The organism is Nocardioides soli, from assembly GCF_014191495.1.
Classification (GTDB): domain Bacteria; phylum Actinomycetota; class Actinomycetes; order Propionibacteriales; family Nocardioidaceae; genus Nocardioides; species Nocardioides soli.
The window spans coordinates 1491510-1507628 of the sequence record NZ_JACHWR010000002.1; the positions used below are offsets into that span (position 1 = coordinate 1491510).

10 protein-coding genes and 1 pseudogene are annotated in these 16119 nt (G+C 67.3%); 5 read left to right on the forward strand and 6 right to left on the reverse strand.

Translation table 11 applies throughout. The features are described 5' to 3' along the window. Positions 1-125: 125 nt before the first annotated feature. Positions 126-1247 carry an AlbA family DNA-binding domain-containing protein gene (locus FHU40_RS17385; RefSeq protein ID WP_183593482.1) on the forward strand — a complete coding sequence of 374 codons (1122 nt, stop codon included), beginning with the start codon at positions 126-128 and terminating at the stop codon, positions 1245-1247. A 62-nt stretch (positions 1248-1309) separates the two neighbouring features. Here FHU40_RS17385 and FHU40_RS17390 read toward each other — a convergent pair whose 3' ends face one another. Continuing rightward, a complete protein-coding gene (locus FHU40_RS17390; RefSeq protein ID WP_183593483.1) occupies positions 1310-1891 on the reverse strand; it encodes a GNAT family N-acetyltransferase in 582 nt (193 codons plus the stop codon). 146 nt (positions 1892-2037) lie between these two features. Then, positions 2038-3864, reverse strand: a complete 1827-nt coding sequence (locus tag FHU40_RS17395) for an exonuclease domain-containing protein (protein ID WP_343057903.1) — start codon at positions 3862-3864, stop codon at positions 2038-2040. Positions 3865-4282: 418 nt separating this feature from the next. Between FHU40_RS17395 and FHU40_RS17400 the strand changes: the two genes are divergently transcribed. Beyond that, complete coding sequence (locus tag FHU40_RS17400) at positions 4283-4795, forward strand: hypothetical protein (RefSeq protein WP_221199882.1); 513 nt, start codon at positions 4283-4285, stop codon at positions 4793-4795. Between the two features lie 405 nt (positions 4796-5200). Then, a complete protein-coding gene (locus tag FHU40_RS17405; RefSeq protein ID WP_183593486.1) occupies positions 5201-8608 on the forward strand; it encodes a DUF4365 domain-containing protein in 3408 nt (1135 codons plus the stop codon). A 60-nt stretch (positions 8609-8668) separates the two neighbouring features. On the opposite strand, the pseudogene FHU40_RS17410 reads toward FHU40_RS17405, so the two are convergent. After that, positions 8669-9571, reverse strand: a pseudogene (locus tag FHU40_RS17410) (IS3 family transposase); the annotation flags it as partial. A gap of 172 nt (positions 9572-9743) precedes the next feature. Here FHU40_RS17410 and istA point away from each other — a divergent pair. Next, positions 9744-11093, forward strand: coding sequence for an IS21 family transposase (gene istA, locus FHU40_RS17415; protein ID WP_183591288.1), 1350 nt, complete (start codon positions 9744-9746; stop codon positions 11091-11093). Next, a complete protein-coding gene (gene istB / locus FHU40_RS17420) occupies positions 11090-11929 on the forward strand; it encodes an IS21-like element helper ATPase IstB (protein WP_183591289.1) in 840 nt (279 codons plus the stop codon). The genes istA and istB overlap by 4 nt, the downstream gene beginning before the upstream one ends. On the opposite strand, the gene FHU40_RS27765 is transcribed toward istB, so the two are convergent. From FHU40_RS27765 to FHU40_RS17435, 3 genes are all read right to left on the reverse strand, one after another. Continuing rightward, entirely contained in the window at positions 11921-12247 is a 327-nt protein-coding gene (locus FHU40_RS27765; protein WP_221199883.1) for a transposase, read from the reverse strand. The two genes, istB and FHU40_RS27765, sit on opposite strands and share 9 nt — an antisense overlap. Positions 12248-13039: 792 nt before the next feature. After that, positions 13040-14545, reverse strand: a complete 1506-nt coding sequence (locus tag FHU40_RS17430) for a S8/S53 family peptidase (RefSeq protein ID WP_183593488.1) — start codon at positions 14543-14545, stop codon at positions 13040-13042. A 544-nt stretch (positions 14546-15089) separates the two neighbouring features. Next, the gene (locus FHU40_RS17435) at positions 15090-16034 is read right to left on the reverse strand and encodes a hypothetical protein (protein WP_183593489.1); all 945 of its coding nucleotides are present in this window, start codon (positions 16032-16034) and stop codon (positions 15090-15092) included. Positions 16035-16119: the final 85 nt, after the last annotated feature.

Here is a 16119-nt window from a genome sequence, read left to right on the forward strand (position 1 = left end):
AGACGAGATTCTGGGAGCAAGCGAAGTCGGTCGCCATCAACGATCAGCGGGCGGTGGACTGGATCACGAGGCTCGACGTTGCCCGGATAGGACTTGATGAGCGAGCCTGAGCCTGGAGGTGTCACATGAGCCGTGAAAGGCTGACCCTCGCCCGCGGCACGGTCCGCGTCTTCGACGATGGCCGGTATTGGGAGTTCGACGGCCGCAGCCGTCGCGTGGAGGACATCAACCCGGAAGCCCACGTCGATGACCTCGTGACGGTGCCCGCGAGGGATCTCAGGGACGCGCTGCGCCGGTATGCGGACCTGTACAACGACGATCTCGCCTTGCGCGTCGTCACTGACGGCTCAGCGGATGACGACCTTGAGTACCTCATGTACTCGGAGGTGTCCTTCGAGCTCGCGGACGGCGAACTGGTGATGCTGCTCGACCACTATGACGACGACGTCCCCGATGACGAGCAGCCCCGTGGGGTGGTCCAGGGCCGCATCGCGCCGCTGTTGGCTCGCAAGCGCATGTGGCTCGTCGACGTCGCCGAGAACCTCGATGACGCCGGCCGATACTGGCACGTTCAGATCCGGATAGGCTTCAACCTCCGCAGCCGCACTGGCGCCCAGCTCGTCGAGGACGGCCGCGAGATTGTCGAACTCATCGGCGCGAGCATCGGCGGCCTGACACCGGCGACCGTCGCGGATCTTCTGCGGGCCGGACACGCCACTGCTCTCCTGGGGCAGCCCGAAGGGTCGTGGCTCGAGGTGAAACGAGAGCACTACCCACTCCAGGATATGAAGGGGAGGATTCGGATCGCTCAGGCCGTCGCTCAGTTCGCGAATGCGGACTCAGGAGGTCTCGTCGTCATCGGTCTCGCCACCAAGAAGGTCGGCAGCGTCGACACGATCAACGCCGTCACCCCAATTGCGCCTGATGTGAACGTCCGGCGGCGCTACGTCCAGGTCCTTCAGAACCATCTTTACCCGCCGCCCGACGCCCTATCAATCGAGGTGGTCCATGTCGACGGTGGTGACCTTCTGCTCATCGCGGTTCCGCCTCAGCCGGAGGAGCTCAAGCCCTTCCTGGTCCATGGCGCCATCGTCGACGGAGACGTGAAGGGCTCGTTCATCTCAATCGTGAGGCGCCGCGACGACGAGGCCATCTCCACCACGGCCCCGGCGATCCACGCCACTCTCGCCGCGGGGCGCGCACTCCTACGCCGTGGCCGCCTCCCCGAAGACCCGCCAGTGCAGTAGAGACCCGTGGCCGCTGCCGGCGAGGCCACCGGGCCCTCGGCACCGGGTGTGAGTCGCCTGCGTCAGGCGGCATCGACAGGCACGCGCGGGCCCGCACCAGGCCGCTTGTAGAACCAGAACTGGGGCGCGGCGAGGTTCGGTCCGTGCCACTTTCGGCCCAGGAGCGGCGGAAGCGGCTCGAAATCGGGGAGCACCGTGAACCCGTGCCGGCGGTAGAACATGCGCAGGCTGACGGCGTCGAGATTCACCGTCACGTTGCCGAACCAGGCCCGGACGCCACGGGCCGCGAGAGCACTCTCCAAGTGATCGAGGAGCGCAGAGCCGTATCCGAGCCCCCGGTGCGAGTCGTCGACTGCCAGGAGATCGAGCTCGCTGTGCTTGTCGATGAGTGGCAGGACCCCGAGACGGTCTGGAAGCCCTTGACGGCTTGCGAGCACGCTCCCTGCCGCTACCTGAGTCCGGCAGGTCATCGCCGCGGCAACGAGACGGTCGCCGTCGTCTCGGATCTGGGCGATGAGCGGCGCGTACATGTAGTCATAGGCGACGAGCGGCACCGCGTTGTCCTCGATGCCCGTGAAGACGTGCGAGAACAGCTCTTGCACGTCGCCGCGCTCGGCGTCTGTTTCAGCCCAGGTGATCCTCACGCTCGGTGAGGCTAGTGGCAGGCACCGACAGTGGCCGGACCCTTCCTGTCCTGCTAGTCCGTCCGGCGGCTGCCGCCCACCGGGGCGTCCGCGACCTTCCACATGTCACTAAAGAGCGTCGGGCACGCACGCGGGTAGTGGCGCGATCAGACTGACGGATTCGCCTCGACGTACGCGGCGACGAGGTCCTTCGGGAGTCGGCCCCGGACTCCAACCTCGAAGCCGTTCGCTCGCGCCCACGCCCGGACAACGGCCGGGTTGGGGCCGGTTGGGGTGAGCGGCACTGCGGGCCCTGGTACGGCGGCCAGCCCGCCCTTGCTCGCCTCGGCGTCAGAAGGAACGACGTGTGCGGCTCTCTCTGGTGCCGCCGACGTGGTGGGGCTGATTGGCGTCTTGGTCTTCGGTAGAGCTTTGACGTCGCGGGGCAGCGTGGGCTGGAGGTGCGCGAGAAGCAGTGTGTAGGTGTCGGGATCCAGAGTGCGGGTGCCGAGTTCGCGTGCCCGCGCAGCCTTCGTGCCGTTCATCGAACCGTCCGTCACGAGCATCGCGACCTTCGGGGAGACCGAGCCGAGGACCCGCACACCCAGTGACGTCGACCGGTCCTCGAGGTTGTTGCGCTGCTCGTCGTCGCATCCGGTGAACACGACCTTGTCGCCCACGCGCAGCGGGAGGCCGTGGGGCCACGAGTCCGGTAGCGGGCCCAGCCCTGCAGAGAGTCGTACCGCGCGAGCGTGCTCGGCTTGGTCGAGAAGCGCCGGGATGACCTTCTCGTTCACCTCGAGCAGCTTCGCGACGGCCTGCAGCTCTGCCCGCTCAGCACGCGTGACCTTCCCATCCTCGAGTGCTGCCCACGCGAGGGCTCGCACGAACGCCTGGTTGGCCGCAGCCAGATCGTCGGCTCCAAGTTCGACTGCGGTGATGACGGCTTCGAGGTCGGCGGCCTCCGCCTCGGTGATCTCGCCGTCCTCGAGGACCTCGGCCAGCTTCTCCAGGTACGCGATCGCGCCCTCCGGGGCGCCCTCGTCCAGAGCGTCGAGCAGCGAGAACCGCTCCACCAGCTCCACGAGCGCGGGCTGCGGGCCAGCCGCAGCCGTCCGCGCCATCTCCACGTAGGCCCGCGCCGACAGTTGCCGGCCCTCACCCGCCGGACGGACGGTTCGCTGGTCGACGGACAGGGTCGGCCCGAGCGGCCACGACATCCCAAGCGCGTGGTGGGGGAGCGCGACGTGTTCGTCCAGCGGCGGCAGCCCGACCTGGGGATGCATGAACGCAGCCAGGAGCTGCGCGGTGGCGCGAGCGTCTGCGAGAGCCGCGTGTGGCGCCGCGATCTGGACCCCGACAGCCCAGCAGCAGTCCGCCAGGCGGCGCCGGTCCAGCATCGGCAGGTGGTACTCAGATGCCTCGAGGGTGCACAGCGCAGGCAGGTGTGGGATCGCCCAACCTGCGCGTCGGTACTCCGCGCGCAGGAACGCAAGGTCGAACCGGGCATGGTGCGCGGCAACAGCCGCCCCGGTCAGGCGACTATTCAGCTCCCCGACGATGTCGGCGAACACAGGAGCGTCCCGGAGGTCCTGTTCGGTGAGCCCGTGGATGTGGGAGGCGCCGATTGGCCCCTCGGGATTGATGCGGGTCGACCACTCGTCGAGGACCTGTCCCCAGACATCAGTGGTGACGACTGCGATCTCCACGATGCGATGCGTATCCGCACGCAGCCCGGTCGTCTCCACGTCGATGACCGCGAAGTGAGGCTGCGTCAGCGGAGGCGGAGGGCCTGCAGCGGACCATACGGGGAGCGGCGCAGCGGCCCGCGCTTGATTCGAAGTGGCCGGAATCGGCACGACCCTCGGCGCCCGGCCGGGTTCCGCGGCCCGATGCTCCGGCCGTCGGCCGCCCGTCATGCGCGCTCGGAACCTGTCCAACAGGCCCACGATGTACCTCCCGATCGCCCTTCGCCTCGTGAACTGCCCGGACATGTTGGCACTCACCAGCCAGGCGCGCAGGCGTATCAGCCGACATCGCGCGTCAACTCTTGCTTGCTATGACAAGCAGTTCGAAACATCTGGACCGGTGTCTCCTAGTCCGCCGTTCTCATCGGGGAACCTCCGACCAAGCCGGGCGATCTCACGTTCCATGTCGGTGGTTACCGCCAGGATGCGTTTGCCATCGGCCGCCATCGAAGGACACGACATGTCGCCCGTCACTGCCCTTGCCCCGTTTCGAGCCGGGATCCGCGAGTGCCTTTCGTTCCTTCGCTGGCCCGACCTCACCCGACGGCGGCGAACCGCCGTCGCGCGTACGACTCAACTAACAGCTGGAGCACTCACCTGCACCTTGATCTTCTTGGTTCAAGGTCAGCTAGCGACCGCGTTGCCGTTCGCTGGAATCGGCCTGGTGCTCGCTGCGGCAACCGCAGCCCTGCACATCGTCAGCCTCAAGCTCCGACGGGCGGCTCACCTCCTCACGTACGGCGTCGCCGCCATTGGCAGTACCTGTGCCTTCCTCATCGTCACCCTCGACGCACGCACGACCGCGGACGCCATCGCCGCGATCGGCCTCGCGCCCCCGCTTGTCGGGAGCTGGGTCGCCGTCCGGTGGGTCTCTGACCTCGCAGACCGCGGACTGACCGGCGCCGATCTCGCTGACGCGACCACCACGATCCGCGGCACCGCCGCCATCTGGCTCGGGTTCCTCGCCATCGCTGCGCTCGAGGTACCACTCACTGTGACCGGTCACGACTTCCCGATCGCAGCAGAGCTCGGCGACGGCCTCGCCGGCATCTTCAGCCTGGCCGCGATCTTCACCTACGTCGGCCCTGGATGGACGGAGTACCAGCGGGGGAAATCCATCACCACACCACCTGTGTCCGGCCAGCCGCATCTGGATAAGCCAGTCAAGGCCGTCTGAGTGGGCGCTCTGTGTTCGGACTCAAGCGCGCTACGGGTCCGGAGGCGGCGGAAAGACGCACTCGTCGCCTCAGATTCAGACGCCCACAACCGGCTGAACAGCGGCATGGTCGGGCTCCGCCCGCAGGACGGCATAGTCGGACGGATCTCGGAGCGCTGCACGACAATTTTTTCCGAGCCCGACAGCTAGTTGCTGGCAAGCGAGAGAGGCGCCCGCTGCGAACTCACTAGTGCGGTGACCCAATCCTGGTAGACCGCTGGCCCCGCAATCACCACCCTCGCGCCTCGTGAGAGCAAACAGTGGTATCCCGGTACCGCGCCCCTGCAGCTCTCCATAGACTCGCGTGCACAGCCACGCGATCAACCTCAGCGCCGTGGGGATTTCCGAGGTGGATCCCGATGGGGCGTGTCGCAGAATGACTATGCGGCGCAGATCCCGCGCCGCGAGACCAACCTCTCTTTAGAAGGCGGCTACGTGCCGGATCCGGACAGCAATTCCGACCAGTGCTCCTCGGCGCCGAGCGCGGGTACCGGCCAACCGGCGCCTGAGGCTTTGGCGACGGCCGCCACTGCTGCAAAGAATGCGACGGCAAAGGCGCCAGCGAAAAGGGCCTCGGCCAAGAAGAAGATGCCGGCGAAGAAGACAGCGGCCGAGTCCGTCGCACGCCCTGGGATGCAACGTGGCACGACTTCGTCGACCGAACGCGCGGGGGTGCACCGAGTCGGGTTGAACGTGTCGGACAGGCTGAAGTGGATCTTCCGAGAGCAGCCGACCGATGACTACGGCATCGACGGACACATCGAGCTCGTCGACGATGACCAGGACGTCACAGGCCGCCTGATCGGGGTCCAGGTCAAGTCCGGCGACTCCTACCTCTACGAGGTCACGCGGTCCAAGACAGAGCCGGGATGGCACTACCGGGCCGACAGCAACCACCTCGCGTACTGGCTGGGACACTGCCTCCCGGTGATCGTCACGTTCGTTGACGGCGAGCAGAACTCGTACTGGCAGGTGGTCACTCCCGCGAACATCAAAGAGGAGGCCAAGGGCTTCACCATCTGGGTGCCCGAGACGAACCGACTCGACAGTGAGGCAAAGAAGGCCCTGCAGGCCTTCGCAACGACTTGGCGAAGCCTGGACACGAGCCTTCCGGACAACTACCGAGAGCTGCCCTCTGGGGCAACAGCTTGTCTCAAGCGAGCTGAGCCGATCGACGGATTTGCCGTCGCACGCCTCGCCGACATCCTCGCTCGAGGTTCAAGCAACGCACGGTTCACTGCGGAGGCAATCGTTTCCAGCACGCCGAGCTGGATCACCGGCAGCGCAGTCGCCGAAGATCTGTGGCTCGCGGTGGCCACTTACGCCTACGAGCACAACCACGGGCCGATCGCATCTAAGGCTTTCGCTCAAGCAGCTGCACAGAACGGGCCGCGCCGTGGACGCTCTCTAGCGTTCGCCGGGCTCGCGGTCATCACCCACAGCCGCGATCAGGCTCGTCCGTTTCTGCTGCAGGCCGTCAACGCAGGCGAGACGCTTCTGTCCGCCGTCGGCCTCAGCATGATCGACGTCCCCGTCGACGACGCGCGTGCGGTCCCGGTACCAGCGGCGATCGCCTCGGCCGACCCCGACGAGATCGACAAAGAACCTACCGTGCTGAATTTCCTCGCCGAACTGGCGCTACGAAGCCAAGACACCACCCGAGCAGTCCAACTCCGGGAGAAGGCTGTCGCTGCGAGCAGCGAACCCGGAGGCAGCATGAACCTGGCACTCGCAAGCACGCTCTGGCGCCAACTGCGGGAGGTCGGCGACCGGAACGCCGCAGTGCGCCGCCGCGCCATCGCTCTCGTGCAGGAGACGGTCGAAGCTCGCCGGATGTGGCACGGTCCAAGCGATGAGGCCCTCGAGCTTCTGCTCGACATCTTCAACACGGCCGGGATGTTCAAGGAGGCCCTCGCCGCAGCACTGCCCGACGCCGAAGGAGGTAGTGCGCTGGCACACGAGGTAACCACCGCAGTCGCGCGACGTGGCGCGCTCGCGGCCCAAGCCATCGGGGACAAGAGCGCCAGCGCACACTTTCGGGAGGTCCTGGGTGACAGCCCCGAGCGCAAGGAGCTCGACGCCCTCGTCCAAGATGTCGTGCCGGCGTCGCGCGACGAGCGACTCCGCCGCTGGTCAGAGCTCCTGAAGGAGGCACCGGACGACCAGATGAGGTCACGAATCGTTGCACGCATCGTCAGGCTCGGAGCGTGGACCGAGGCTGCCGACGACATGGAGAGCCGCTCGGTGCTGCCACCATTCCAGGCCGATATCTTCCGTGCGATCTACCAGGCCAACGATCCCACCCAAGACCAGCAACTCGGAGTGAGCAAGCTTCGCGACCTTGCCAGGAAGTCTTCCCTCGCCGCGTACGAACTCATCCAACACCTCGAGGAGACCGCCGAACCAGCCCAAGCGATCAGGGCCGCAGAGGAGCTCACCCAGCACTGGGGCGACACCACGCTCGCGGAGCAGCTCGTCGACCTCCACTGGCGTCTCGGTGACCCAGGCAAGGCCGTGGCCCTGGTGACCCAGTACGTCCGCGACGACGCTTTCGCTGACAGCACCCGCGCCGACATGGGCCGCCGAGCAGCCGACTACCTCGCCCGCAACGGCAACCACGACGAAGCAGTCGACCTCGCACGGGCAGGTCTCGCCGTCACCAGCGACGACGACTTGGCGTGGACCCTAATTGAGAACCTCCACGCCCTCGGACGGATACCCGAGGCACGCGACGAGCTGTCCCGGCGGCAGCCTGCTCCGAGCGTCGAGTACGAGCGCCGCCTGTGGGTCGAACTCCGTCTCGGCACCCATCTCGAGACCGCCGACGCCTGGGCGCTCGTCGGGTTGATCCGACAGCAACCGGCCGGGACTCTTCGGTCCGATATGACCGCACTGCTAGTTCGCGAGGTGCTGCAGAGCACCCCAGAAGGAGTCACCTATCCCGAGGATTTGGTCACGGCGACCCGTGACCTTCAAGACAGCGAGGGCCTCCACCCGCAGGAGGCCGAACTCAGCACCGACGCGCTCCTGCGCGAACGTGTCGTCCGCCCCCTCGCAGCTGCGGGCGACTACCCCAAGGCGCTGGCAGCCTACGTTGCAGGAACTCAGCCGCTCGCCGACGTCGCCCAAGCGACCAACCAGACCTGGAGCGCTGTCGTGCTGCAGCGGCCAGCCGGCGTCCACGCGGTCAGCGACCTCGCCCCCGGACTGAGAGCCGTCGGGCAGCAGGCTGCCGAGGTTGCGCTGAGCCAGCAGCAATGCGCCATCGACATCGCGGCCCTGTACACCCTGATCCTGCTCAAGGACGACGACCGCCTCCGGATTCGGGGCGAGCTCACGAGTCTGACGCTGCCCGCATCGTTCGCTAGAGATGTGAGCCGGACCCGAGCCCAAGTCCGCGCGATCATCACCGCCGACCGAACCCTGGGCATCAACAGTGCCGGCCACGCGGCATGGATCACGCCGTCATTCAAGCAACGAGCGGAGCTCCAACGCGCCGCTGACCTTCTCGAACAGCAGGCCGATGCCGCTCACACCGCCGCAACCGCCCCGGCCGCACCCTACTCGCAGCTGGCAGCACTCGCCCAGAAGGCCTCGCTGACGGTCTGGTGCGACGACAACGCGGGCCGCCAAATGCTCCGCGGCCGAGGCGTCGCGACGTTTTCCACCGTTGATCTACTTTCAGTTCTGGCACCCCATCTCAACCTACGAGCCATCAGCCAGCATCTCGCAACACAGCAGGTCGTCGACCGGGGCTGCTGCACCGATCTGTGACAGTCGGTTAGGCGGCCTGTTCGGCCAGCGGGGGCTGCTGCACCGATCTGTGACAGTCGGTTAGGCGGCCTGTTCGGCCAGCGTGGTCATGATGGCTTCGTACTCGATGGGGGTCAATCGGCCGAGTCGGGCTTGGCGTCGTCGGCGGTGGTAGGTCCGCTCGATCCAGGTCACGATCGCGATGCGGAGCTCCTCGCGGTTGGCCCACTTCTGCCGGTCGAGGACGTTGTGTTGGAGCAGGCTGAAGAAGCTCTCCATGGCCGCGTTGTCGCCGGCTGAGCCGACCTGGCCCATGGAGCCGAGCATCTGGTGGCGCCACAACGACTGCTGCAGCTTCCGACTCCGAAACTGGCCGCCCCTGTCTGAGTGCAGCTTGCAGCCGGCCACCGATCCACCCCCAGCAGTGCGCCTGGCGACGGCGGACTCGAGTGCGTCAACCGCGAGCTGGGAGGTCATCCGGGAGTCGATGGAGTAGCCCACGATCCGGTTGGACCACACGTCCTTGACCGCGCAGATGTAGAGCTTCCCGACCGCGGTCGGGTGCTCAGAGATGTCGGTGAGCCAGAGCTGGTTCGGACCGGGTGCGGTGAACTCGCGGCGAACCAGGTCGTCGTGGGCGGGCGCACCGGGCAGGTCCTTCTTCCCGCGGCGCTTCTTGCCGAAGACGCACCACCACTCGTTGCTCGAGCAGATCTTCCACACCGTCCGCTCGGACACCTGGTGGCCAGCGTCGGTGATCTCGTCGAAGAGCAGCCGGTAGCCGAACTCGGGGTCCTCGCGGTGGGCGTCGAAGATCGCGTTCGCGAGGTAGGCCTCCTCGAGTTCGCTGTCGGTGACCGGGCAGGCGAGCCAGGCGTAGTAGTGCTGGCGGTGGAGCTTGAGCACCCGGCACGCCACCGCGACCGGTACCCGGAGCGGGGCACCGGCCGCGGCGAGCTCTCTCACGAGCGGGTAGAGCCTTTTCCCGGTAGCTGGGCCTGCGACAGGTAAGCCGCAGTGATGGCGCTCAGCTGAATCTCCCCAGTTCTGCTCACTGAAATTCCCCACCCCGTGGCTCCACCGGAAGCGGGTGGGGCTCCTTCGAAGATGGCGGTCTCTGACCACGCGCCGTCTACCGAAGGAGCCCTCGCTTCCCATGCTGACACGGGAGGAAGACATCGACGCTCACGCGTTGCGCCGGCAGGGCTGGACGATCTCCGCGATCGCCCGGCACCTGGGCCGGGACAGGAAGACCATCCGCGCCTACCTGAACGACGAGCGGGTCGCCGGCGAACGCAAGCCCGCCGGCGACGACCCGTTCGAGCCGTACTTCGACTACGTCCGCGCGCGCCTGACCGAGGACCCCCACCTGTGGGCGATGACGTTGTTCGACGAGGTGGTCGGGCTGGGCTATGACCGGTCGTATCCGACGTTCACCCGCCAGATCCGCACCCGGGAGCTGCGGCCGCACTGCGAGCCGTGCTCGGCGACGAAGGGCCGGGCGAACGCGCCGATCGAGCACCCGCCGGGTGAGGAGACCCAGTGGGACTGGCTCGAGCTGCCCGACCCGCCCGCGGCGTGGGGCTGGGGCAAGAACGCGCACCTGTTGGTCGGTGCGCTCGCCCACTCCAGCAAGTGGCGCGGCCACCTCGCAGCATCCGAGCAGCAGCCGCACCTGATCGCCGGGCTCGACGCCGTCACCCGGAAGCTGGGCGGGCTCACTCGGAAGTGGCGCTTCGACCGGATGACCACGGTGTGCCACCCCGAGTCGGGGAAGGTGACCGCGACGTTCGCCGCAGTCGCCAAGCACTACGGGGTGTCCGTGGCGATCTGCCCGCCCCGACGGGGCAATCGCAAGGGCGTGGTGGAGAAGTCCAACCACACCGCCGCGCAACGCTGGTGGCGCACCCTGCCCGACGACATCACCATCGAAGAGGCGCAGGCCTCGCTGGACCGGTTCTGTGAACTGCGGGGTGATGCCCGGCTGCGTCCCTCCGCCGTCGATGGCCGCGCCAGCGTGCTCACGGTCGCGGAACGCGAGCCGTTGACCCCGGTGCCGACCAGCCCATTCCCCGCCACGATCAGCGAGGAACGGACGGTGTCTGCTCAGGCGCTGGTCGCCTGGCGCGGGAACTTCTACTCCGTCCCGCCGGAGCTGGCCCGCGCCCAGGTCGTCGTGTCCCAGCGGCTCGGTGAACAGCACATCGACATCGTCACCACCAGCGGGATCGTCATCGCCCGCCACGAACTCGCACCCGACGGTGCTGGGGTGATGGTGCGCGACCACGGCCACGTGATCGCCCTCGAGCAGCTCGTCCTCGCAGGACACGACACCTCCCGCCCGCACCGCCGCAAGGAACGCATCCCACCCGGCCCCGCGGCACGCGCGGCCGCCGAGCAACTGCGCGCCCGCAACGACGCCACCGACACCGCGATCAGCGACGACGTGGTGATCGACCTGTCCAAGTACGACCGAGCAGCAACCGGAAGGAACACCCTCACATGACCGACTCCCTGACCATGCCGACGTCCCCACCGATGAGCGGCGCCCAGGCCAGCCTGTACCAGCAGCTGCGCGGCCACCTCGCCACGCTGAAGCTCACCGCCGCTGCCGAGCACCTGCCCGGCGTGCTCGCCCAGGCCGAAGCCGAGCAGTGGTCGATGACCGCGACACTCGAGCACCTGCTGGCCCGCGAGGTCGAAGCCACCGAAGCACGCAAGCTCGCCGGCCGCCTGCGGTTCGCATCCCTGCCGACGCCCGCGACCCTGGCGGACTTCGACTTCGACGCCGCCCCCGGCGTCGACAAGAAGCTCGTCGACGAGCTCGCGACCTGCCGCTACCTCGACACCGCGACCAACGTGCTGCTGATCGGCCCGCCCGGCGTCGGGAAGACCCACCTGGCCGTCGGGCTCGGCCGCGCTGCAGCCGAAGCCGGGTACCGGACCTACTTCACCACCGCCGCCGACCTCGCCGCCCGCTGCCACCGCGCCGCGATCGAGGGACGCTGGGCCACCACCATGCGATTCTTCGCCGGCCCCACCCTGCTCGTGATCGACGAGCTCGGCTACCTGCCGTTACCCGGCGAAGCAGCCTCCGCGCTGTTCCAGGTCGTGTCCCAGCGCTACCTGAAGACCAGCATCGTCTTGACCACCAACCGCGGCGTCGCGTCCTGGGGTGAGGTTCTCGGCGACACCACCGTCGCCGCCGCCATGCTCGACCGGCTCCTGCATCGCTCCGTGGTGCTCAACCTCGACGGCGACTCCTACCGCCTACGCGACCACCACGCCAAGAACGACGCACTCCGTCACGCCGCGACCGGCACACGCCGACCGCTACAGTGACACCCGCCCAGGGTGGGGAATTTCGATGAGCGCCCCTGGGGAATTTCGACGAGCGCCATCAGCAGCCCGACGCAGTACCTCGTTCTCCTGCTCCAGGAGCCGGTTGCGACGCTTCAACTCACGCAATTCGCGGGACTCGTCGGTGGTGACGCCGGGCTTCACGCCGTCCTCGACATCAGCCTGACGAAGCCACTTCGAGATCGTCATCTCGTGGACTCCGAAGTCGGTCGCGACCTGGGCCAGCGTCACCCCAGGACCACGACTACGGGCGACCCGGACGACGTCCTCACGGAACTCGCGGGGGTAGGGCTTGGGCACAGCAACATCCTTCCAGCCTGACAACTCGTCAAGCGATCTCAGATGTCACAGATCCGCTCATCAGCCCCACCTGCCTCTGAGCGGTCACCAAGTCGTCGCCTTGGGCCTTCAACACGGATGGGGCTCTCTGGAGGATCGAACTCCGGTCCACGGGGTCCTGCTACGCGAAGGATGGTGGAACAACAAGAACCGCCAGCCCAAGTCAGGTGGCCCGTCTCCCCTCGGTACGCCCGAACAGGAGTGGGCGCCTGCCTGGGAGCTGGACTGGGTTCTCGTCGCCGAGGCAGCCGCAGCTTGTTCTGCGAAGGACCTCACTGAAGTCACGAGGGCTGCCGTGCACGGCCTACGAGCGAGCGTGACCTCCGGGCTGCAGCCGCCGAGTCACCTCCGGCTGCTCGTCCTTGCCCTCGAGGCATGCCATCTGGCCGGCGCGACACCCAATCGTGACTATCTCGACCGCGTTGCAGCGGAGGTACCCGCAGGGACTGCACCCGATCCGGCCGTCGTCCGGGCCGCCTTAGCTACTCATCTGGCAGTAACAGGCGTCGATGCGCCCAATGATGTAGCGGTTCGCCTCCTCCCATGGGTTCCGTTCTAGGCGACCGGGCTGGCCGAACTCGGTTCGAGCAGAAGGGCCGGCTGCGCACGTACTGGTCCGTCACACGCGGTCTGAGGAGGCACCTGAGCGCGGCATGGTTTGGCTCCGCCCGCTCGGCAGCAGATCCGTTCGTCGGGGCTCGGCTACCGGGACCCATGCCGCCCCGACACACGTCGAGCCAAGCGGACGCGCGGTCACGTCGCCAGGCGCAGAATGTGGCCGAGGTGATGCTCCACCTGGGGCGCCCCTTCGGGCACGCCGTCGTCGTAATCAGAGGCCGAGGCGACCACGTCCGGATACTGGACCGCTGCCGCACGGACGACCGCGTCGGTCGGAAACCAGGGCGACAGTTCACGATAAGAACGCTCTGCACGCCGCGACCCATCGACCCTGCTCTCGCGTTCTACCCAAGGGGCGCACGCGAGGACTACGTCGTCCAGACGTTCGGGTGCAGCGTCCAACGCATCCCCAATCGCAGCCGCCACGACCTCAGCCGAAGTCCAGTGCCACCAAGGGTTGAACATCTGCGCACCGTGCACGTAGTTCCCGACCCACGCGTCTTCCGTCGACCAATCTTGGGCGGCGAGCTCCTCAAGCAGGCTCTCGCGGGCCAGGTCGGCCAGGTCGCCTCGCTCGGCGTCCTTCATCTCTCGCCAAAGCTCCATCAACAGGGCGGCTGCAACGACCAACGGCCGCCGCGCACGGTCCTCTCCGATGAGTGCCGTCACCTGTTCGTCGGTGGCGTTCCGGGCGACCGACGCAGCAAGGCTCGCAACAGAGCCCAACGCGAACCCGTAGGTGGACCAAACCTGCGGTATCAGCGTCACACCGTCGGCCGCCACAACGAGCTCAGCACGCAGGTCGGGGTCGTACGCCCTTGTCTTCACCCGGGACCACGGTCGCGCGCGCTCCAGGAGGGCGTGGTGGGCCGCCATCGCCTCAGCGATAGCTGCACGAGCTTCGTCCGCCTCGCTGACAACAACTTCCGGGATAGCCGGTGGCGCCGGCGGGTTCTCCCCACGTAGCGATGACGCGAGCCCGCCGACCGCCGCGCGCACCTCGGCGGCGGCGTCACTCAGCCGGTCCGTGTCTTCGTACGGCGGTTCCCAAGGCCAGGTAGAGGCAGCGGCAAGGAGTTCGTCGGCAGCACGTGACACCCAGTCGCACCACGGACTCGACCGCACTGATGTGTGACGGGCGGTTGCAACCTTGGCCAGGACGTCCTCGTACAGAGGCCCAACTACCGCCCGCACCTCATCCAGCGCTGCAAGCACAGCTCGCTGGTGCTGCTGCCGCTCCATGTTCGACGGCTCCACGAACACACGATTGCCCTCGTCGTCGTGCGCGAACATCATCGCGTTCGCCCGGGCGCGCGTCATGCGCCAAGCCGCAGCAGCAGCTGCCGGCCCAGGTCGGGTGCTCATAGCCCTTAGCGCGAACAACTCTGCAGCCTCAACGACCGACGTCAACACCGGTGCCGCGATCATCGGGGAGTCGAACGAGACCGCCAACACCTCAGCCGCCTCGTCCTCGTCGATAGGCCAGCCCTGACGACGGTCGAAGTACTCCTGAATCTGTCCAACCCGCCACTCTTGCAGCAACTCCGGCGAGAACCGTGTCTCGTGCTCATCGATCTCATACGAGTGCGGGATACACATCAGGAGCAGGTTCTCGGCCGACCGATTGTCTTCCGACGACATCCCCGGCTTCCAGCGCGGTCCGCCCGGCTGCCGAGCGTGGATGTGCGAGACCCGGCTGTTGAGGACGGGTCGCGCAACACCCGCTTCTTGCCGGTACAGCCATTCGGTGCACTCCGGCTGTGCGCAGGTGAACGCGTGCGAGTAAAGCTCACGCACCGTCGCTAAAGTCGGCCTCGGGTGAGCGACTTCCTCCGCATCAGGCACACCCCATCCTGACCCGTAGCCGCACGCCACGCCAATCATCCCCAGTCGAAGGTTCGACCGACGGCGCGATGGCCGCCCCGAGTCTGGCAGCGCCTCGACCGTCAGCGACTACTCGGGTGCACCCTAGCGGTGCGTAGACCCGCGTCATCCTCGCGTCGGGATGCACCTACGAGTTCGACCACCCGCATCTCGGCCAGATCCGGTAACTCAGCTGCGCCGGCAGGCGGCGGAGTGATGCTGCCGCTGTCGCGGCGGTAAGACGCGGGCTCTCCGCGCCGCAGATCGCACGCAGATCCGGAGAGATGTCGCGCCTTGCATCGAATTCGACGCGGGGTGCCATCTAGCTGAAGTCGAGACCGATCAGCGCGGCGGCTTCACGCAGTCGCGCTAGGTATCGGTGCGTTTCCATGACCAGTACCGTGCAGCCAAGCTCTGTGAACGCGTGGGATTGGCCGGGGTCTTGGTCGGCGGCCGGATGGACGCCGTAGTTGCGGAGGTCGCGCAAGTAGGAAGCGTGTGCCAGAAGCTCGTTGGTCATCGACCGCGCCCGCCCGCCCTTCTCGCGGAACAAGTTCGCCACTAACCGCTGCACCTCGCCCGTGGCGTTCCGCGCCAGTGCCGCAGTTAGCTCAGCACTCTCGCCCTCAAGCTTCGTGGCCACTTCGTACCAGGCGGCCTCGCTCACGGCTCCCAAGAGATTGACGGCGCTCAAGTACAGGCCGCGGCGATGTGCTGCGAGGGCCTCGGACAGGCACTCCAGAGCTCGGGGAGTCAATAGCGACCCGAGCCCGGCAGCGAACTCGAGGGCACTCAGCGCCGGCGCCTCGTCGAGCGGTCCAATGCGAGGCTTCGCTCGGTAGGCACCCTCAAGCTTGGGCGTCGAAACCGGCACCCGCTCGGCGCCTGAATGTCCCGCGCGATGGACCGCGACCTGGATGTAGTCGTTGCCGGGCGCCTCCGCCGCCACGATGACTCCCTCCGCGATCAGCTCGGCGATCGCGAGCCTGGTCGCGTGGGTCAACCGTTCCCGCTTGAGCTGCATCGCCTCGGGGTCGACCGCTGCCTTGGGCTCGAGCTCCGGCCGGATGTCGTAGTGCTCGTTGCGCTCGCCCGGTGTCACGCCAACGCTGGAAAGAACATCATCGATCAGTGTCTGCGTCGGCGCGGCCGCATCAGAAATACGGGAGCGGACGGCAGCCTTCGCGACCACTATGTCCGCGTCACTAGGCGTGACCGCTGCGCGAATCGCTTCCATCACCTGTAGGCCGACGATGTTGGGTGCCATGCGACGACCATGCCTCACCGACACCCCGCGTTGCGGCAGAACTCGAACCTTCGCTTGGCCGGAGCAATCCGTGCAGCCTTCTAGA

Excerpts from the sequence above, each read along its gene's own strand:
- FHU40_RS17385 (WP_183593482.1), top strand. The coding sequence starts at position 126 with ATGAGCCGTGAAAGGCTGACCCTCGCCCGCGGCACGGTCCGCGTCTTC.
- istB (WP_183591289.1), top strand. The coding sequence starts at position 11,090 with ATGACCGACTCCCTGACCATGCCGACGTCCCCACCGATGAGCGGCGCC.
- FHU40_RS17430 (WP_183593488.1), bottom strand. The coding sequence starts at position 14,545 with ATGTCGTCGGAAGACAATCGGTCGGCCGAGAACCTGCTCCTGATGTGT.
- istA (WP_183591288.1), top strand. The coding sequence starts at position 9,744 with ATGCTGACACGGGAGGAAGACATCGACGCTCACGCGTTGCGCCGGCAG.
- FHU40_RS17435 (WP_183593489.1), bottom strand. The coding sequence starts at position 16,034 with ATGGCACCCAACATCGTCGGCCTACAGGTGATGGAAGCGATTCGCGCA.
- FHU40_RS17395 (WP_343057903.1), bottom strand. The coding sequence starts at position 3,864 with ATGTCCGGGCAGTTCACGAGGCGAAGGGCGATCGGGAGGTACATCGTG.